This is a genomic window from Microcoleus sp. S13_C5 (assembly GCF_036700845.1).
Taxonomy (GTDB): Bacteria; Cyanobacteriota; Cyanobacteriia; order Cyanobacteriales; family Microcoleaceae; genus Microcoleus.
This window is the reverse complement of record NZ_JAUBPR010000021.1, coordinates 16,196-34,553: the sequence shown is the minus strand read 5'-3', so window position 1 is coordinate 34,553 and position 18,358 is coordinate 16,196. Positions and strand designations below refer to the sequence as shown.

Annotated in this window: 18 protein-coding genes; 12 read left to right on the top strand and 6 right to left on the bottom strand. The window is 47.1% G+C overall.

Going from position 1 to position 18,358, the window contains the following annotated elements:
- Window positions 1-114 precede the first annotated feature (114 nt).
- Together QUA04_RS08620 and QUA04_RS08615 are read left to right on the top strand one after the other, a co-directional pair.
- Window positions 115-2,115 carry a nitrate ABC transporter ATP-binding protein gene (locus tag QUA04_RS08620; RefSeq protein WP_333255716.1) on the top strand — a complete coding sequence of 667 codons (2,001 nt, stop codon included), beginning with the start codon at window positions 115-117 and terminating at the stop codon, window positions 2,113-2,115.
- 193 nt (window positions 2,116-2,308) lie between these two features.
- Window positions 2,309-3,154, top strand: a complete 846-nt coding sequence (locus tag QUA04_RS08615; RefSeq protein WP_333255714.1) for a nitrate ABC transporter ATP-binding protein — start codon at window positions 2,309-2,311, stop codon at window positions 3,152-3,154.
- Between the two features lie 599 nt (window positions 3,155-3,753).
- Here QUA04_RS08615 and QUA04_RS08610 read toward each other — a convergent pair.
- Both QUA04_RS08610 and QUA04_RS08605 read right to left on the bottom strand, forming a co-directional pair.
- Window positions 3,754-4,914 (bottom strand): DUF6745 domain-containing protein, encoded by a 1,161-nt coding sequence (locus QUA04_RS08610; RefSeq protein ID WP_333255711.1) that lies wholly within the window; start codon window positions 4,912-4,914, stop codon window positions 3,754-3,756.
- A complete protein-coding gene (locus QUA04_RS08605) occupies window positions 4,901-5,194 on the bottom strand; it encodes a hypothetical protein (protein ID WP_190661966.1) in 294 nt (97 codons plus the stop codon). The genes QUA04_RS08610 and QUA04_RS08605 overlap by 14 nt, the downstream gene beginning before the upstream one ends.
- Before the next feature lie 260 nt (window positions 5,195-5,454).
- On the opposite strand from QUA04_RS08605, the gene QUA04_RS29920 reads away from it, so the two are divergent.
- Together QUA04_RS29920 and QUA04_RS08600 are read left to right on the top strand one after the other, a co-directional pair.
- Window positions 5,455-5,583: a DUF6888 family protein gene (locus QUA04_RS29920; RefSeq protein WP_445242302.1), complete on the top strand. Its 129-nt coding sequence runs from the start codon at window positions 5,455-5,457 to the stop codon at window positions 5,581-5,583.
- Complete coding sequence (locus QUA04_RS08600; RefSeq protein ID WP_333255708.1) at window positions 5,583-5,789, top strand: DUF6887 family protein; 207 nt, start codon at window positions 5,583-5,585, stop codon at window positions 5,787-5,789. The genes QUA04_RS29920 and QUA04_RS08600 overlap by 1 nt, the downstream gene beginning before the upstream one ends.
- 59 nt (window positions 5,790-5,848) lie before the next feature.
- Here the strand turns inward: QUA04_RS08600 and QUA04_RS08595 are convergent, their stop codons facing one another.
- Window positions 5,849-6,430, bottom strand: coding sequence for a Uma2 family endonuclease (locus QUA04_RS08595; protein ID WP_333255706.1), 582 nt, complete (start codon window positions 6,428-6,430; stop codon window positions 5,849-5,851).
- Between the two features lie 146 nt (window positions 6,431-6,576).
- A complete protein-coding gene (locus tag QUA04_RS08590; protein ID WP_333255704.1) occupies window positions 6,577-9,432 on the bottom strand; it encodes a diguanylate cyclase in 2,856 nt (951 codons plus the stop codon).
- A 531-nt stretch (window positions 9,433-9,963) separates the two neighbouring features.
- On the opposite strand from QUA04_RS08590, the gene QUA04_RS08585 reads away from it, so the two are divergent.
- From QUA04_RS08585 to QUA04_RS08555, 7 genes are all read left to right on the top strand, one after another.
- A complete protein-coding gene (locus QUA04_RS08585; RefSeq protein ID WP_333255702.1) occupies window positions 9,964-10,647 on the top strand; it encodes a class I SAM-dependent methyltransferase in 684 nt (227 codons plus the stop codon).
- Between the two features lie 318 nt (window positions 10,648-10,965).
- The gene (locus QUA04_RS08580) at window positions 10,966-11,511 is read left to right on the top strand and encodes an RNA 2'-phosphotransferase (protein ID WP_333255699.1); all 546 of its coding nucleotides are present in this window, start codon (window positions 10,966-10,968) and stop codon (window positions 11,509-11,511) included.
- 71 nt (window positions 11,512-11,582) lie between these two features.
- Window positions 11,583-12,791, top strand: coding sequence for an AAA family ATPase (locus QUA04_RS08575; RefSeq protein WP_333255698.1), 1,209 nt, complete (start codon window positions 11,583-11,585; stop codon window positions 12,789-12,791).
- A 570-nt stretch (window positions 12,792-13,361) separates the two neighbouring features.
- Window positions 13,362-15,572: a PAS domain S-box protein gene (locus QUA04_RS08570; protein ID WP_333255696.1), complete on the top strand. Its 2,211-nt coding sequence runs from the start codon at window positions 13,362-13,364 to the stop codon at window positions 15,570-15,572.
- Between the two features lie 26 nt (window positions 15,573-15,598).
- The gene (locus QUA04_RS08565; protein ID WP_333255693.1) at window positions 15,599-15,892 is read left to right on the top strand and encodes a TIGR03792 family protein; all 294 of its coding nucleotides are present in this window, start codon (window positions 15,599-15,601) and stop codon (window positions 15,890-15,892) included.
- 45 nt (window positions 15,893-15,937) lie between these two features.
- Window positions 15,938-16,195: a hypothetical protein gene (locus tag QUA04_RS08560; protein ID WP_333255691.1), complete on the top strand. Its 258-nt coding sequence runs from the start codon at window positions 15,938-15,940 to the stop codon at window positions 16,193-16,195.
- A 290-nt stretch (window positions 16,196-16,485) separates the two neighbouring features.
- On the top strand, window positions 16,486-16,806 hold the full coding sequence (locus tag QUA04_RS08555; protein WP_333255689.1) for a hypothetical protein: 321 nt from the start codon (window positions 16,486-16,488) through the stop codon (window positions 16,804-16,806).
- Window positions 16,807-16,926: 120 nt separating this feature from the next.
- On the opposite strand, the gene QUA04_RS08550 is transcribed toward QUA04_RS08555, so the two are convergent.
- Complete coding sequence (locus QUA04_RS08550) at window positions 16,927-17,061, bottom strand: hypothetical protein (RefSeq protein WP_333255687.1); 135 nt, start codon at window positions 17,059-17,061, stop codon at window positions 16,927-16,929.
- 144 nt (window positions 17,062-17,205) lie between these two features.
- On the bottom strand, window positions 17,206-17,373 hold the full coding sequence (locus tag QUA04_RS08545; RefSeq protein WP_333255685.1) for a hypothetical protein: 168 nt from the start codon (window positions 17,371-17,373) through the stop codon (window positions 17,206-17,208).
- A gap of 143 nt (window positions 17,374-17,516) precedes the next feature.
- Here QUA04_RS08545 and QUA04_RS08540 point away from each other — a divergent pair, with 143 nt between their 5' ends.
- On the top strand, window positions 17,517-18,353 hold the full coding sequence (locus tag QUA04_RS08540) for a hypothetical protein (protein ID WP_333255683.1): 837 nt from the start codon (window positions 17,517-17,519) through the stop codon (window positions 18,351-18,353).
- Window positions 18,354-18,358 lie beyond the last annotated feature (5 nt).

Here is an 18,358-nt window from a genome sequence, read left to right as displayed (position 1 = left end):
AGATAATCTTATACTGGGAAGCGAGTAAAAGTTTTTCTACTTCCAGGCTCAGCTAGGGAACCAGTTAATTAGCGGCTAGCAAAACAACAAACATACAAAAAAGGCAAGAAAATCATGTCTGTTTTGATTGCAGTAGAACAAGTAGAAAAAGTTTTTAATTTATCAGACGGTGGGACATACATTGCTCTCAAAGGCATCGATCTGGAAATTAAAAGAGGCGAATTTGTATCATTAATTGGACACTCCGGCTGCGGCAAATCTACGCTGCTCAATATGGTGGCTGGTTTGGATTTGCCGACATCAGGATTGGTGACAATTGAAGGGCAAAGAATCACCCAGCCAGGCCCCGATCGCATGGTAGTATTCCAAAACTATTCCCTGCTACCTTGGCGGACGGTCAGAGAAAACATTACTCTAGCCGTAGACTCGGTAATGAGTGGCTTACCCAAAGCCGAACGCCTCGAAATCATTCAAAAACATATCGATATGGTGGGCTTAACTCCCCACGCCGAGAAACAACCTGCATTGCTATCAGGAGGACAAAAACAGCGCGTGGCGATCGCCCGTGCTCTGGCCCTGCGCCCCAAACTGTTACTCTTAGACGAACCCTTCGGCGCTTTGGATGCTTTGACTCGCGGCAACTTGCAAGAAAAGTTGATGGAAATTTGCCAAGAGTACGAAATCAGCGCCCTGATGGTAACGCACGATGTGGATGAGGCCGTGTTGCTGAGCGATCGCATCGTCATGCTCACCAACGGCCCAGAATCGAAGATTGGCGGGATTCTCGAAGTAGACATCCCCCGCCCCCGCAAACGGATGGAAGTAGTCTCACACCCCAGCTACTACGCTCTACGTAGCGAAATGATTTACTTCCTCAACCAGCAGAAGCGCGTCAAAAAACTGCGGGCACGGAAAGTACCCGCGATCGCCCGCCACGGTCTGGAAAAAATCAACCTCGAACTCGGCTTTATTCCGCTGGCAGCCTGTGCTCCCCTCGCTGTCGCCAAAGAAAAAGGCTTTTTTGCCAAGCACGGCCTCGATGAAGTCCACCTCGTGCGGGAAACAAGCTGGCGCGGCATCGTAGACGGCATCGCGGCCGGTTACTTAGACGCAGCTCAAATGCCCTCTGGGATGGCGATGTGGTTGAGCTTGGGAGGCCACCAAGAGAAGCCGATTCCGACGGTTACAGCCCTCACCATGAGCCGCAATGGCAACGCAATTACCCTCGCGAGGCGGTTTTACGACCAAGGGATCTACACTCTGGCAGACTTTAAAGAAATGCTCCAGAGAACGCCCGCGCAAACGCACCGTATGGCGATCGTGCACCCTTCTTCGATGCACAACCTGTTGCTGCGTTACTGGCTGGCTTCCGGCGGCATTGACCCGGATCACGATGTGTTGCTGAAAAATATCCCACCGGCTCAGATGATCGTTGACTTGCAGAGCGGCACGATTGACGGTTTCTGCGTCGGCGAACCTTGGAACTTGCGGGCCTCGATGGAAGGAGTCGGCTTTACGGTGGCGACAGATTTGGAACTGTGGCCCGGACACCCCGCGAAAATTCTCGGGGTGCGGGAAGACTGGGCAAATGCTTATCCCAACACTCACATTGCTCTAGTCAAAGCTTTGCTCGAAGCTTGCCACTATTGCGCCGATCCAAATCACGCCGCCGAGGTTTCGGAAATTGTCGCGGGACGGGAATACGTCGCTACTGATAAGAGTTTCATCCAACTCGGCGATCCGAAATCTAATGCTTGCAACCTGACTTCTCCGATGCGGGAATACGCCCACCACTTGTTTTCTGGAGATGGGGTGAATCGCCCAAGTCGCACCGAACAACTCTGGCACATGGTGCAGATGGCACGCTGGGGCGATACTGTGTTTCCGCGCAACTGGGTGGAAATTCTGGAACGGGTGGTGCGAGTCGGTGCGTTCAGCACGGCGGCACGAGAGCTGGGGATGGCTGATATTACTTACACTCGCGGTTCTCTCAGCTTGTTTGACGGCTCGGTGTTTAATGCTGACGATCCGATCGGCTATCTCAACAATCTGGCCATTAAACGCGATTTCACGATGGCGGAAGTTGTACTCGATTCCGGTCGCAGAGCTGCTTAGAGCGGTTTTTAGTAGGATAAAAACAGGGTAATTGCTAATTGTTAGTTGTTGGTTTTTAGCTGTTTATTGTTAATTTTCAACTGCTAATTGCTAGTTAGTAATTCCCTCTTTATGACCTCCGTGACATCCGTTAAATCAGTTACCTAATTTCCTTCTTTATTGGCGAATCACCCACTCACAATTTCCTAAACCCATGCTCAACACCACGAAAAATCAGACGAACACCAAAACTCAAATCCAGCCGGGAAAAGGCCGCCGCCAACCTTTTTTGGTGATGGACAATGTTTATAAAGTATATCCAAACGGTTACAAGGCTTTAGAAAACGTCAATCTGAATGTAGCTGAGGGAGAGTTTATTACTCTGATCGGACACTCGGGCTGCGGCAAATCAACACTCTTAAATATGGTGTCCGGTTTTAGCCATCCGAGCCAGGGCACCGTGTCGATTAACGGGCAGCGGATTACGCAGCCGGGCCCCGATCGCATGGTGGTGTTTCAGGGTTACGCTTTGCTGCCTTGGCGGACGGTGTTTGAAAATGTTTATCTGGCGGTTAATGCTGTATTTCCGAATAAGTCGAAGGTCGAAAAAAATGCGATCGTCAAAGAGCATTTGGCGATGGTGGGATTGACAGAAGCTGCTGAGAAAAGACCCCCGCAAATTTCGGGGGGGATGAAGCAGCGGGTTTCGATCGCTCGCGCTTTGGCAATTCGCCCGAAAGTGCTGATTTTAGACGAACCTTTTGGTGCTCTGGACGCAATTACTAAGGAGGAATTGCAAGAAGAGTTGCTGAAAATCTGGAACGATCACCGCTGTACGGTGTTGATGATTACTCACGACATTGATGAAGCGCTGTTTTTGGCCGATCGACTGGTGATGATGACTAATGGCCCGTCGGCGACAATTGGCGAGGTTCTGGAGATTCCTTTTCCGCGTCCGCGCGATCGGGTTCAAATGATGGAAGATCCGGAATACTACAATTTGCGGAACTACGCCCTAGATTTCCTGTTCCGTCGTTTTGCACACGATCACGATGCCTAATCAGTTGGGAAATCAAAGTTAAAGAGGAGAATTATGAGACTTCTCGAAAAATTTTAATTCTTGTGCGGAGTAGGATTTGGGCATCCTGGCGGCCCAAGACGAGCTTTTTTGCAGAAGTCTATTGAAAATTTGAAGCCCCAGTGTTCCCCGATTTCAGGGGAACATCGCTACGGGCGCAATTTTCCCGATCCGGTTGGGTAAACTGAAGCTTAATGGTGGACGAGAAGTTTTTTCGGACGTTCGGATCTTTTTCCGATATTTTACGTCTACCAGCGAAGAGACCCGATTGCCTAGCTGTCGGTAAGCTGGCATGAACAGAGCCCACCTTCGATCGAGGGTGGGCTTCTTCTTGATGTTATTAACCGTTTGTGGGCGATCGGTGGTTGGTGCATTCCACCCTTGGAACTGGCACACTGCAGGAACGCTTATCGGTGTTTCATGGATTAAGGCTGTTGTCAATATAGCTGTTTTCAGTTGAGTAAAGTACAGAGGATCGGGTAGGGAAACGGCTGATCATAAGTCCGGCGCGGGGCTCTGTGACTTTTAACAATTGGTATAAGACTGATGATTGTAGCAAGACTTTTTTAAATTCGTATTACTCAGGTTTGCACGAAAAACTCCTCGGGGTCAATATCCCAATTTACCCAGCGAATTGCTTCTTGAGCCGTTAGCGAAGCCCTCGAAGAGGATCGCACATTTGGCGGCACGCGCAAAGCGTGAATACATCCCGTGCTCGGACAGGTCATTTTTAACAAATAAACTGGCTTTGCATTACCCACATTATCAAAATCATCGTCAAACTCGATGCTTAATAGAGTGTATTCCTGCCAACTATCTAATTCTGTCACCGCTAATTCTTGACAAATGCGATCGTAACCAATTCCCTGAATTAATGCCCGCCGAACTTCTGCATTCTGTTCCTTCAACACCCACTTAGACTGCCACTGGTCCGGGTGCAGCCTGCCGTACCATTCGGGCAAAATCACGCCGTGGTAGGCGTAAATCGAAAAACCGTCGGCAAATTGTACCGCTGGTGTTGCTTCGGCGTGCAAGCGGTGGTTGCTGTCTGCAGAAAGTGCGATCGGCTTTTCGCAGACAATGCAAACTTTGTCATAGGGATAAATCCAGCCGCAATCCCGGACAATCGATTGAAAAACAATCCAATTTCTGGCGTAGGAATGAGGTAAATTAAGAACCGAAATGCAAAAATCCAACAAACTGCCATAAGCAGCCCACAATTCTGGTTGAATGCAATTATTAACTTGTTTTCCTAGTGTCTGCCAGTTGATTTCTCCAGTCCGCTCATCGAGCAATTGTTGCGGTGGCAATTTGCTGGCTATTTCACGGACTAAATCCTCGCGCTGCGCCTCCCACAATTGCGTTTGCAGTTGAGTATAAAGTCTTTGTTCTAGTTGAGTGGCCAGTTGGTTTTGAAGTTCGGTTTCTAGTTTGCCCCGCAGATAACTCCGCAGTTGTTTTTCTAGTTCTATCCACAGTTTTGTCTCGAATTGGCTCCGCAGTTGGCTCCTGGGATTGTCAAATCGACTGAGGATGAGATCGGCAGCTTCGTAGGGTCGATCGACAAAAATGATTTCCGCTGCTTTTAGGCAGATCGCACTATAAGCCGATTTTATTGTTTCCGCAGCTTGCGAGCGATTTATCGGGCCAGTGGAAAGCGAGATCGCTCTCCACTTTTCCCGATAAACTGGAATCAAAGCTGCTTGTTGTGGCGTTAGTTTTTTAACCTTAGTCTGTGACATACCTCCAACCTTGTGGCTCATATTCCCGCTGAATTCGCACCATCCAATTACCTTCGGGAATTGCGATCGCATGGTGTTCTTCGTGACTCAATAAAGCTGTCGGTGAAAGCACCCGCAAATACAGAGTGCCGTCTTTTTCGTACAGTTCAGCTTGTCCCTCAATAATCTGGTGAGAATGTCCCGTGACTTCACCTTCGGCGAGAGTTAGGTGAGGTTTTTTTTCTCCTTCGATTTTCGGTACGGGGGTGAGAATTACGTCGCCTTGTCGGATGGGTTGCATAGGTTTTTTCTAAATTTTGTTTGCTGGTGTCGATCGATCGACCTTTTCTACCGTAAGTCTATACTACATACGTAATACATGGCTGTCAAGAGCCACAAACAAAATTCCATAACTATTTGCTGTACTGACAGGCGTTATCTTGGAGCGTGAAAGTGCGATCGCAAACAGGAATGCTACAATAGATGCCAGTTTCGAGAAAGTTTTAGGTTTGAATGCCTATCTACCCGCCGCTAGAGGGTTTGTATCGAATCACTTATTAATTGACCTATTTGGCATTGCAACCTCTTCACCTCGTCTGTGTTGAGGAGAGAAGCAAAAACTTGTTCGTATTGGCTGGATATGACGAGGAAATTGAGATTGAAATTGCTCAAAATGGGGAGGTATTTTAATGAACCCAGTAGATTATACTGCAATGTCAGATGGAGAATTAAAGCGTTACTTTCTTAAAAATCGCGGGGATAAAGCTGCACAGCGAGCCTACTTAGATAGGCGGAAAAAGCGATCGAATTCAATCATAACAAAAGTGGGAGATTCGGATTTTGATACTAAGATTGAGGCAGCCATTTGCCAGCAAATGAAAGAAGACAAAGATTAGTCTTGTATCCTAACAATATATTTATAAATGGGGGAGCGATCGCCCAAACCACTTTTTGTCTAAACCCCAGAAATCCCGCGCCGAAACTCCTTAACTGCTTCAACCCTAGAAGCCATCAGCAACCAGCGAGACAGCAGGTTGATGTCTAAACCGGGCAGAACTTCGCTTTGGTCAATTTTTTCATATCCGTGCGATCGCAAATGATACAGGCCAAATACTCCATCCTCCCAAAACCAAACTTCGGGGACTCCCAAGGCTTGGTAACGATGCAACTTGCTTTCATTGCCGCTAGTAAATACAACTTCGATAGAGAGGTCTGCAATGCCTCCCGATGCTCTGCCAATTAAGTAAGATTGGTCTGCTTGTGCGGAGGCTTTTCCTTCTTTTTCCTGGGTAAAGCTTCCTGTGGGAGTAAAATCGATTTCTTTTTCTACAAAATACGTACCCAGCAACAGAGCGATGACTCCGCTGTAAACTTCCTGTTCTTGCGAAACTGCCAAGATTTCTACCTCACCTTTGAAATAAAAAAGTCGGATGCCAGGGGAGTCAGAAAACCCCTGCTCGATTAGCTTGAATTGTTGCCAATCAATCCCGGAGTGAATTAGGCGCTGGTCTTTTGATTTGTCTAAAGTTGCTGTCATGGCACGACATCCTTTAACTATTTTATAGCAATTTGAATTCCCACAAGTTTGCAAGCTCATTGTTATGGTGCGTCCGATCCAAAAAACCTGTTTAAATCGAAACGATCGATGTCAGACGAACCATACAAGTTGATTTAACTATTATATTACCCTTCCAATGTGGCAACCGAAACTCGATCGCGCCCTGCTTCTTTCGCCCGATAAAGCGACTCATCGGCGATCGCAATTAGCTCCTCCGGCTGCGACCTCGCCCCCGGAATGCAGCAAGCTACACCCAAACTCAGCGTCACATATTCGCTGACAGCAGACTTAGCGTGAGCTATGTGCAAACCCCGCACCTGTTGTGCAATCATTTCAGCTACGCAAGTGGCACCTTCAATATCCGTATTCGGCAAAACAACTACAAATTCTTCTCCACCGTAACGCGCTACTAAATCTGCCGCTCGCTTTACCGAATGCTGGATCACCGCCGCCACTTGCCGCAAACATTCATCCCCCGCTTGGTGACCGTAAGTGTCGTTGTAAAGTTTGAAATAATCAATGTCGCACATAATCAAAGACAGCGGTGCTTCTTCCCTGGCCAAACGCCGCCATTCCGTATCGAAGTATTCATTAAAAGAATGGCGGTTTCTTACCTCAGTCAAACTGTCGTAATTTGCCAAATAATGCAAGGCTCGATTCACTGTTTCTAACTGCTTTTTCTGCTGCAGCAACTGACGGTTGAGTTCCGACAACTGCTGTTCGGCTGAGTGCGAGCGCAACAAATTTCTCACCCTCGCCAGCAATTCCCTCTCCTCAAAAGGCTTTGAAATATAATCGTCAGCACCCGCATCCAAACTTTCGATCCGAGCTTCCATCCCCGATCGCGCTGTCAAAAAGATTACCGGAGTAGATTTCAATTCTGGCGTGTTCCGAATCTCCTTGAGCAAATCCAGCCCGTTTTGTCTGGGCATGATTTGGTCGCTAACAATCAAATTTGGCTGCAAACTTTTGGCTTTTTCTAAACCTTCCACCCCGTCACTCGCGAGGGCGACTCGATAGTACGGACTTAATAAATTTTGGAGGTAAGCCTGCAGAAAATTGTTGTCTTCTACTACCAGCAACAGCGGTAATTCTCGGCTGTCACTTGTTAATTGTTCCAGATGATTTTTGTCGTCAAAACTGTTAGGTTCCGGCAGCGGTGCCTGGGGTGTGGTCGCCCGGATATTTCCCGAACCCCACTCTCCGGAGCCGAATCCAGTCAGTCCAGCTAATTGGGCGATCGCGCTCACCAACTGATTCGCTTCCACCGGCTTCGACAAATGCCTCTGAAACCCCGCCTCCAGCGCCGATGCCGAATCTTCTTCCTCAATGCCTCCCGTCAGTGCCACGGCCGGCAGCAGTTCCCTGTGCTCGGACATTTCCATTGCTCTGATGCGGCGGATCAAATCGCAGCCGTCGGCTCCCGATACCGTCATATCGCTCACCAACACGTCGGGTCGCGACTGTTGCAACTCGGCCATCGCTTCGCAGGCGCTACCCACCGCTATTACCTTGGCTCCAAATGCTTCGAGACCAGTTTTGAGAAATTGCCGGATCTCGGCGCTGCTTTCCACCACCAGGACTTGCTTTCCCGCTAGGGGTTTGGAAACCGATCCGGGTCTGCTTTCCCTTTGGACGATCGCAGCAGTGCTATCACCCTGTGCATTTTTGTTGGCGCTCGGTAGCAGCACCCCAAAAGTCGCCCCCTGACCGAGGCCGGGACTCGAAGCCCAAACACTTCCCCCGTGCAGTTCCACTAACTGCCGCACAATTGAGAGCCCGAGCCCAAGCCGATTTTGTTCCTTGTTCTGGAAGTTGTCTGCAGGGCGGAAGTAGTCAAAGATGTGCGGCAGAAATTTGGGGTCGATGCCGCAACCGCTGTCGCTGACCCGAATCAAGACGCCCGACTGAGTAGACTCGATCCGCACTTGAACCGGGTATGGTGTCGATTCTGGGGTGAATTTGATGGCGTTTGCAAGGAGGTTCCAGACTACTTGCTGCAAGCGTTCTGCATCTGCCAAAACGTAGCTGACGGCGGGGTCGAAATGTTTTTCTACGCGGAGGTTTTTGGCATCGGCGGCGGGACGGAGGGTCTCGATCGCAGATTCTATGATAGACGAGAGGTGAACTGGGCCGATGTTCAGGCGCACTTTCCCTCGCAGCAACCGCGAGAGGTCGAGGAGATTGTCTATTTGCCGGTTTTGTAATTTGGCGTTGCGCTCGATGATTTCTAAAGCGCGGCTGGTGGTGGCTTCGTTGAAATTGCGCGATCGAGCTAGCTGCGCCCATCCCAAAATCGCGCTCAGTGGCGATCGCAGTTCGTGGGAGGCGATCGCCAGAAATTCGTCTTTTGCCCGGTTGGCTTCGGCTTGGGCTGCTTCAACGGCTTTGCGATCGGTGATGTCGAATCCGAGCGCCAAATACTGACAGGGTTTTCCCTTACAGTCCAACAGTGGAACTACTGCTGCGTACACCCAATAATCACTTCCATTCTTGGCTTTATTCTTAATGTCTCCTTGCCAAACTTCACCTTTGGCAACAGTTGATAGCAGATTTTTGATTATTTCCGAAGATTTATATTCCGAATGGAGGATGCCGAAGTGGCTGCCGATTAGTTCGGTCTGGGAATAGTTGGAGATGGAGCAAACTCGTTCGCTGACATAGTTGATAATTCCTCGCGCGTCAGTCCTCACCGCCAGTGCCGATCGGTCGATCGCTCTTTTAAAATCTAAACACTCTTGTAGCGACGAATCTAGTTCTTTTGTCGTAGAAAATTGACCGAGCCGATCGGGCGCGTTGTGTTGCTGGCGATCGGGCTTATCCTTACTCCGTTGTTGGATTTCCATTGCTTCTATTTTCCCCTGACGGCTGACACCTAATCTACTCGCATCCTGATTCATTATCACAATTTTCTTTCCCCCGCCGGCGGGTGTAATATTTTGTATCTCTTCATCTTCCTGAAAAATTGGCAGGTACCACATCCACCCGGAAGTCAACTCAATTTTTGTTTATAGTTGGCTAAAGTTTGTCAATCTGAGGGCTGATTTTTTCATATCTAGCCGATCATCGGCTGCTGGCTCATTCCTTTTTATCTTGTTATCTTTTATATTTTACTAGGGGGAATCACTGAGAAAATTATGGTGGGGAGCACACACCGACAGTTGCATTCTTGTTGGAAACGGGTATCATAACCGTCAACTTTTTTCTCACAATTACTCCTAGTATCTGGCACAAAGTCTCGTCTTCGGCAGGCTTTCGGGTATGTGGCATTCTGCCTCATCTGCACTGAAGGAGATATATGTGCACGGCTAGAGAGTTCCGAAATCACGGGCGGGTTTGGGCGCACAAAGTCCCTAGCTGGCGATCGTCCATAACTTCTTTTAAATAATTTTCCTCAACATCTTGACAGCTCTGTATATTTTTTGTATTATAAATGTAATATACTTTCAGACAAGAGAACCACCCAACTGTATTGGCGCACTCAACTATTAACAATTTGAGGAAAATCGTCTGTGAATTTAGACGCTGTACGCGAGCAATTTGAACAAAGAGCATTTGATTATGACGGCTTAATTCCCCGCCTCATTCCGCGCTATGGCGAGCAACACGATGTAATATTGCAGCTAATCCCTTATGAAACTAATGCTAACATAAAAGTTCTGGATTTAGGCGCGGGAACTGGCATACTGTCGGCTGTGATTCTGTCAGCGTTTCCTCAAGCAAAAGTCCTAGCCTTTGACATGGCAAAAAATATGCTAAAAACTTGCCAAACTAACTTGTATGCTTTCCGAGAACGGCTGACCTTGCAGCAAGGAAACTTTGCCGAAGATGATTTCGGCAGCGGTTATGATTTGGTAGTTTCTGGGTTGGCAATCCACCACCTCGACAGCGCAGGTAAACAACAGCTATTTCACAAACTTTTCCACTCGATGAATCCAGGGGGAATCTTGCTAATTCGAGATATTGTGACAGGTGCTAATCCCCGGCTGACTGAGCAATACGAACAGTTGTGGCGGCAGTACATGAAAGCTAACGGAGAAGACGATGCAGCCTGGTTTCAAAAATATCGAGAAGAAGATATTCCCTCCTCTGTGGAAGAGCAGACAAAGTGGCTTGCAGAAGCTGGTTTTGCCGACGCCGGATGTCACTGGCGCCATCTAAATTTTGCTGTTTTTGGCGGAGTTATCCCAAGGTAGAAGGGATTCGGTAGAAGGCAGAGTTTTTGATAATTATCAAAATATAAAGCTCGGGAAAAATGGCACACCAAATACTTTTTTATTGCCGGACGCAGAACCTACTTTTCTAGGTACTGAAGGGCGCACCTTACCGCTATAATTCGCGCGTAAAACTATTTTTTACTTCTGAAAATTATTTGTCGAAAACCTGTACAGGCGGGTTCCCTCAAGCGCCGTCTGGCAGTGCAAACAGATTCAACCAACCCGCCTTCCACCAACGATATAACCCGCTCTTGACATTTTGTAAAAGGTGGTTTAAAAGCTAAATAAAGTAAAATCATGAATGATTCTCGCGTAGTAAAAATCAGTCGATATCTCAGCAAACACCTGCGTCACACGCCCTCGTGCATCGGCATTGAACTCGCTCCCGGTGGCTGGGTTCCTGTTAGCGAACTCCTCGATGCGTGCCAAAAAAATAACTTTCCCGTCCAGCTTGCAGAACTCAAGAAAGTAGTCGCGCAAAACGACAAGCAGCGCTTTTCATTTGACTCCACAGGCGCTCTAATTCGTGCCAACCAAGGACACAGCGTAGAGGTTGACTTGCAGTTAGAACCCGCTGTTCCACCGGATATTTTATATCACGGAACAGGTAGCACTGCCGTCGAGTCTATTCTCAGTCACGGAATTAGGAAAATGTCGCGGCATCATGTTCATTTGTCGGTGAATATCCAGACGGCGCGCCAAGTAGGTGCAAGACATGGTATCCCGGCAGTCTTTACTGTAGATGCCGCAGCCATGCAACGTGATGGCCATACATTTTACTGCTCGGAAAACAAAGTTTGGCTAGTAAATTTTGTGCCGCCCACTTATCTCAAAATAAGTTGATAAATTTCACTTTTTTTGTAGAAGGTGTACCACAAAAACTGTAAAATAAGAGTAACTAGGAGTTTTGCAAAATGAGTGCGGAAGATATGGGCGATCGCGAAAACAATTTTCATCAAAACAATTCTCCAAATAGAGGTCTGCTAGGCTCGGGGTGGCGACCTCTTTACCGTCAATTTGATTGGGAACACCTAGTACATTTAGCATCTAGCGATCCCTTAGAACTAGCTCAAAAAACTTTAGGGGCAGCTAGCGACATTGCCGACGCAATGGGACGACACCAATATACTTGGTGGGCAAATATTTTAAATGTATTCTCGGAAAATACTCGCTACGAAATTGATGAATTTTGGGATTACATTACTCCGCAGCCAGTTTACCCGGATTACCGCTACAAAGATGTTTTAGTTACCGAAACGCCTGTGGTGCAATTGGTCAGCCGCGCTAGCATTCCCATCGATTACGTACTCAACAAACTCCAAGAGATTACTGTTTTTAAAGTTCTCGATTTGCTGGGAAAACCGGATGCGATTACCCAGTTTTTTATGGAGCGACATTTTTCTTATCCCCCGGAGCGGTTTGTTAGCTGGGAACGCTTGGAAGTTTTAGGTACTGTTTATGCTTCTTGGACTCGATTCGGCTGCTGGCTGCAAATTGACAGCTACGACAGGGGAAGACGCTGCTACACTCTGATTTGCCAAGATATTGCGCCGCTTGTTAGCAAGGCAACTTACAATTTAGCGGTGATTCTGGGCGGGTACAAAAGCCGCGTCGGACAAGTTCACAGCCAGTTCCCAATTCGCACGTTTTCTGCGGAGGTTCAAAGTTTTACCGATACTGTTCAGCAGGCAATTCTGGATCAAAATCAGTTAGCTGTTTTGGTTAGTGGCGAACCGGGGACGGGAAAAACTGCTTGGACGCAAGCGGTAGCAAAGGAAATTTTAGTACCGCTGGGTTATGTGATTTTTATCTTAGATCACGATGCTGTGGAAAATTTTGTGCCACCGAGTTATTTAGAGCGGATTTGTATTATTATCAATGAGGCTGATAATTTGGCTCAAGATCGATCGACTGCAGAGGCCCAACGCACTAACAAAACTGAACATATTTTGAGTTTGCTGGATGGAACTTTGTATCAAAGCGTCATTGATGATCAAGGTATTCAATTTCAGCAAAAACTCGTGGTTTTGATGACTTGCAACACGACTGAAAGATTAGATCCTGCAATGTTACGGAAAGGGAGAGTGGATTTTACCAGTGAATTTACGCACAAATTTGTTTGAGCGATATCTTTAATTCTCAAGCTATCTGGGCGATCGCACTGATTACACGATCTCATACCATGTTCGATTTTCGATGGAATGACTGATGAAGCTCAAGGTTTGCATCGCGGCTCTAAAGTTGCGTTCTTTTGGAAAATTGTATAAACTATCCCACAATTACCAGGAAATCTTCTGACTCTCAAAGTGTGGGGGAAACTTTCTTGAGTACCTATAGACCATGGGTGTCAACAATCGCCTAAAACCCTTTTTCTCTCTCGTTTTTTGCCTAGTCTGGCTACCCTCCTGCACCCCGGAATAGTCGGGGGACACAACAGATCACTCCAGTCCCCTCCGACTATTATTCGGGGGACGGTTACGCGATCTATGCCTAATGGTCAAACAGCAACCGGGCACTAGCTTTGGTCTTAAATTGACACTAATGCCTATAGACATATCCCCATCAAAAATGATATCAATGATGGGTGATACCCTCTAAGGGTATCGTCCGAGAGAGCAAATCAGGGGAACACAGCATTTTTGGTCTCAAACAGAATTTTTCAGACTTGACAGCTATGGAGGAAATCCCAAACCGTGCAAACTAAGCCAGTTCAGCAAAAAAGTCAGGGACTGGGAAGGTACGCCGACGGGACTTTCCCGATCGCCCAACAACCTGCAGAGGCAGCCGTGTCCGAGAGTAAAGACAGATTTCGGCGGTTTGTGGAGCGCTCCGCCGAGGCCGTGGCAATGGTAGATTGTGAAATGCGCTATCTGTCGGTTTCTCGTCGCTGGGAAACAGATTGCGGGTTGGGCGACGGCGAGGCCATCGGCCGATCTCATTGGGAACTGTTCCCGAATCTCCCGGAATATTGGGAGCAAAATGCCCAGGCTTGTTTGACGGGAGTTTTGGAATACAGCGAGTTTGTGGCAGGGCGATCGATCACATCTGTAACCGGAAAAATCGCAAGCGGCTCTGTCAGCGAGTCGGTAAGATGGGTATTTCAGCCTTGGACAAATAGCGAAGGTGCGATCGGCGGTTTGATTTTGTTTGCATCTAAGATAGCTGAGGCTCCCGCTCTAACCAATTGCTCTAATAAATTTCAGTCCGAACTCAAAAGCAAGCAGTTAGAAACAATACCACAACTAACTCAAATTGCCCTCGAAAATGCTGCTGATACAATCTTTTTTAGTACCTCCGACGGTCAAATTTGCTACGCGAACAAAGCCGCTTGCCATCTTTTCGGCTACTCGGAATCGGAACTGCTAAACATGAGGGTTAGCGACATCGATTCGCAGTTGCCAGCATCGGATTGGCGAGAACACTGGGATCAACTCAAGCAGCAAACTAACCTCACTTTTGAAAGCAGTTACAAAACCAAAGACGGCGCCAGTTTTGCCGTCGAAGTTAAAGTCAATTATTTAGAATACGGCGGCTGCGAATACCGCTGCGCGATCGCCCGTGACATTTCCGCTCGCCTCGCAGCAGAATCAGCACTTGTAGAGGCAAAAGAGCAACTTCAAGCCGTTTTGGACGCCGTGCCGGGATTAGTTTCTTGGGTAAGTTCCGATTTGCGCTACTTGGGAGTAAACCGACATTTAGCTAGCGCTTACAAAATGCCTGCCGAACTATTTATCGGTCAAAAAGTAGGTTTTTTAGATACAAGTCCCAAATTTAACGATTTAGTATACGATTTCTTTGCCAACCATAAAAAGAAGACATCTCAAGAAGTAACAGCGAGCATCAGAGGAGAAAATAAAACTTATCTAATTGTCGCTCAAAAATACCATAACAGTACGGCGGCGGTATTTGTGGGATTGGACATTACAGAAAGCAAGCAGTCTCTTTTGGCTTTGCAAGAATCCGAAGAACGCCTGCGGCAGCAAGCGGCTAGATTAGAGCAGACGCTGTTAATTTTGCAGCGAGCTCAAACTCAACTGATTCAAACAGAAAAGATGTCATCCCTGGGGCAGTTGGTAGCAGGAATAGCGCACGAAATTAATAATCCAGTTAGTTTTATTTCCGGCAATGTCAGCCACGCCACCGGCTACATTCAAGAACTGCTGCGAACGATCGACCTTTACCAAAAGTATTATCCCCATCCCGTGCCGGAAATTCAATATCTGATGGAGGAATTAGACTTAGCCTTCATCAAAAAAGACTTGCCAAAACTGCTAAATTCAATGAAAGTCGGTTCCGAAAGGATTCGGGATGTGGTGCGATCGCTCCGCTTGTTCTCGCGTACCGACGAAGCCCAAATGAAGCCTGCAGATATCCACGAAGGTTTGGAAAGCACTTTGCTGATCTTGCAAAATCGCCTGCAAGCTAAAGGAGGACGGCCGGGGATTTCTCTAGTTAAAGAATACGGGGATTTGCCGCGAGTCCGCTGCTATCCGGGACACTTAAACCAAGTGTTCATGCACTTGTTGACAAATGCGATCGACGCTTTGGAAGAAGGGGGGAGAAATCCCGAAAAGTATGGTAAAATTCAAAATCAGCCTTACTTGTCTTCAGGCAGGTCGAGCTCTGAAGTATTCAATCCCGAAATTCGGATTCGGACTTCTGTGGTAGGGGACAACGAAGTTGCGATCGCCATTAGTGACAACGGCCCTGGCATGACTGAAGAAGTCCTCGACTGCATCTTTGACCCTTTGTTTACCACTAAATGTCAGGACACGAGCACAGGTTTGGGTCTAGCAATATCCCAGCATTTAGTAGTAGAAAAGCACGGCGGTAAGTTGCACTGTGTTTCGCGTCCGGGAGAGGGAACTGAGTTGATAATTAAAATTGCGATCGGCAACGATTAATTAGCTCTTTATAAATAGGAAATAATATGGTAATTGAGTGGCTAAAATTTAAAGTACCTCAAGAGAAGTGGGAGCAGTTTATTCAGCGAGATCAGGAAGTTTGGACGGCGGGACTAAAAAGTTTGGACGGTTTTTTAGGCAAAGAAATTTGGGTAGATCCGGTGGAAAATGAGGTGGTGATGTTGATTCGCTGGGAAACTAGGGAAAAGTGGAAGTCGGTGCCACAAAGCACAATCGAGGAGTTGGATGCCAAAATGGGGGATTTGCAAATTGCGATCGCCGAAAGTCGCGAATATCAAGTTCGCAAGTTTTTGCATTAGTTAGTCAGCACTCAGTTGAGCGTGTGAATTTTTGAAAGATTAATCATGAGTTTTACCTTGATTGTACCGCAGACATCGATTCGGTATTTGGTGTCAAGGGCGCTCGCTCTTTCATTTTACGAGATCGAGCCTCAGAAGCAAGAAAGGGCGATCGATCTTTTTTACTCAAGCATCGATCTGGGTACAATCATCGCAGTGTTTGGTATTTGGTGTGAAGGGCGATCGATCTTTTTTACTCAAGCATCGATCTTGGTAAAATCATTGCAGTGTTTGGTATTTGGTGTGAAGGGCGATCGCTCTTGATGCGTGATGGGCGATCCCTGTCAGTACAATCGTCGCAGTGGAAGGGTGGCTGTGGATAAGATTGTGATGAGAAAAAGAGATGGGACTTTGGCGTTGCTGAATACAGGTAGGAATTCAGATTTCCCAATTGCTATAAGCTAAGTATGGTGAGTTTTGTAACCTCCGAGAAAAGTTGATTCATACCATGAATCAACAACGCCGAAATTCTCCAAGATAAAGGATTAACAGAAATTGATAACTGCGAAGCGCTCATTCACCGCTACCAAGGCAACCCGTTATGGTTAAAAAGCGTGGCGACTCTGATTCAAGAGTTGGGAATCGGCGCGAGTGAGGTATTAATAGATGATACCATATTGCTACCCGAAGATTTGAAAGATGTTTTACAGCAGCAGTACGATCGCACTTCCGAACTAGAAAAACAACTCATATCATTGTTGGCGACAGAAAACCAGCCAGTCAACGTCGCCAAATTGCTACAAAACGGACAAAGATCATCATCAGATTTGCTAAACGCATTGCAATCTCTATCATCGCGGCGCGGCTTGATCGAAAAACAGGAAAGTCTTTACACTTTGCCACCTGTACTGAAGCAATATATCAAAGGGTTATAAGCAAGATAGTCCTGGACGCATAAATACCAAAGAAACCTGGTTTTTTACCGAGTCGGCTGGCGGCGACGAAGTATTTTTGTAAAAAAACCAGGTTTATGAACCCATGCGTAAGCCCTAATTTTAAGAAAGTTTTGCAGAGAGAGCTGAAATAAAATTAACGCTTAAAAAGCCTACTGCTAGTACGAGAATGATAAAGATGGCGATACTGAAAATAGACTTGAGCCGATCGCCAATTCCGGGTTTTTCTGAGTTCATTAGTCAATTTTTACAGTAAATTTGAGAGGGGCAATTGAGAAAGAGTAGATTATACCAATGCGCGAACAAAAAGGCAACTCCCGACAAGCTCCAAACGACGATCGCCCTCAGTAGGTCGCCTTTTTTTTACTTTTAATCTAAAATCTAAAATCTAAAATCTAAAATAGTCTTGGGCATTTTTCGGTTAGCCTGGACAGCTATTGCCGATCGCCCGAACCTGATGGCGCTAACTCCTGTAAAATAGAGGGCGCGTTGGGGCGAACCTTTTAACAGCCGGAATTGGGCGCGATCGCCGCAGGCTCCCAAATACATAATAATATGGCAGTCATCCTTAACTTACTCACAAAGGTAAAAATAGAAGAGTGCCAAGAAATAATCTAAAACATATAACTGAAAAAGGATAGAAATCGATGCTCCACCCAGTCTCGCAACCTTACCAACAACGAGAAAATACTATGACCCAAAGAGCCGTGCGGAAGCCAAAACCCTCTGTAGCAAACCACTTGAGGCCAAGTTTTCCTCAAAGGCACTGGCTGGAGCTGGCAGAGTACGCCTCTCTGGCGGCCTCTGGTGTGGGTTCCCTGGCGGTGGCAGTGTCGGGTCAAGCTTTTTACGGGGTGGCTCCCTTAACCTTGGCTTTGTCGCTGAATGTTGCTAACCGGTATCGGTTCGAGCAGCAAGTGCGGGTGCATCAAAATTCGGAAATGGCCCAAGTCCAAAAGTCTGTCAATAAAGTCGAAAAAACGGCGGTGACGGTAATTGTTAAATTACGCAAGCAGTTGTCTGCAGATATTGCAGCGCTGCGCCAGCAAATGGCTGCACTGCCTAGGGCTGAAGGCTTTGAGGATTCGATCGATATCCAGCGGCAGTTGCTGAGTTTAGGAGAGTCGGTAGCTTCTTTGCAAGAAATCGTGGCGTCTGCTGTGCTCGATGTCCGCCAGCAGGTGAGCACACAACTGCAAGATTTATCAGTTGACCAATCGGCGCATCTCCAAGCTGTAGAACAGGCTATAGAGCAACTGCAAAGCGCGACACAAGGCTTGGTAGAAACTTCTATCACCCGAGACGACTGGGAAGCAGTAAATACTCGATTTTTGGAAATCCAGAAAGTCATGGCCAATTTGCAAAGCCAACTGCAAGCTCCCGCGCACCAATCGACTGCGGATTTGTCGATCGTGCAAGCTCAAATCCACCGTTTGGAACACGAGCAGCAAGAAGTTGTCAAACCTCACCTCAAACGCTTAATCACGGTTGTCAAGGAGTTGCAGCACACACAAGAGAACCGTCAGTAGTAATT

Coding starts and splice junctions, on each gene's coding strand:
- QUA04_RS08615 (WP_333255714.1), top strand. CDS start 2,309: ATGCTCAACACCACGAAAAATCAGACGAACACCAAAACTCAAATCCAG.
- QUA04_RS08545 (WP_333255685.1), bottom strand. CDS start 17,373: ATGTATTTGGGAGCCTGCGGCGATCGCGCCCAATTCCGGCTGTTAAAA.
- QUA04_RS08590 (WP_333255704.1), bottom strand. CDS start 9,432: ATGTGGTACCTGCCAATTTTTCAGGAAGATGAAGAGATACAAAATATT.
- QUA04_RS08575 (WP_333255698.1), top strand. CDS start 11,583: ATGAGTGCGGAAGATATGGGCGATCGCGAAAACAATTTTCATCAAAAC.
- QUA04_RS08565 (WP_333255693.1), top strand. CDS start 15,599: ATGGTAATTGAGTGGCTAAAATTTAAAGTACCTCAAGAGAAGTGGGAG.
- QUA04_RS08600 (WP_333255708.1), top strand. CDS start 5,583: ATGAACCCAGTAGATTATACTGCAATGTCAGATGGAGAATTAAAGCGT.
- QUA04_RS08595 (WP_333255706.1), bottom strand. CDS start 6,430: ATGACAGCAACTTTAGACAAATCAAAAGACCAGCGCCTAATTCACTCC.
- QUA04_RS08540 (WP_333255683.1), top strand. CDS start 17,517: ATGACCCAAAGAGCCGTGCGGAAGCCAAAACCCTCTGTAGCAAACCAC.
- QUA04_RS08550 (WP_333255687.1), bottom strand. CDS start 17,061: ATGAACTCAGAAAAACCCGGAATTGGCGATCGGCTCAAGTCTATTTTC.
- QUA04_RS08580 (WP_333255699.1), top strand. CDS start 10,966: ATGAATGATTCTCGCGTAGTAAAAATCAGTCGATATCTCAGCAAACAC.
- QUA04_RS08560 (WP_333255691.1), top strand. CDS start 15,938: ATGAGTTTTACCTTGATTGTACCGCAGACATCGATTCGGTATTTGGTG.
- QUA04_RS08620 (WP_333255716.1), top strand. CDS start 115: ATGTCTGTTTTGATTGCAGTAGAACAAGTAGAAAAAGTTTTTAATTTA.
- QUA04_RS08610 (WP_333255711.1), bottom strand. CDS start 4,914: ATGTCACAGACTAAGGTTAAAAAACTAACGCCACAACAAGCAGCTTTG.
- QUA04_RS08605 (WP_190661966.1), bottom strand. CDS start 5,194: ATGCAACCCATCCGACAAGGCGACGTAATTCTCACCCCCGTACCGAAA.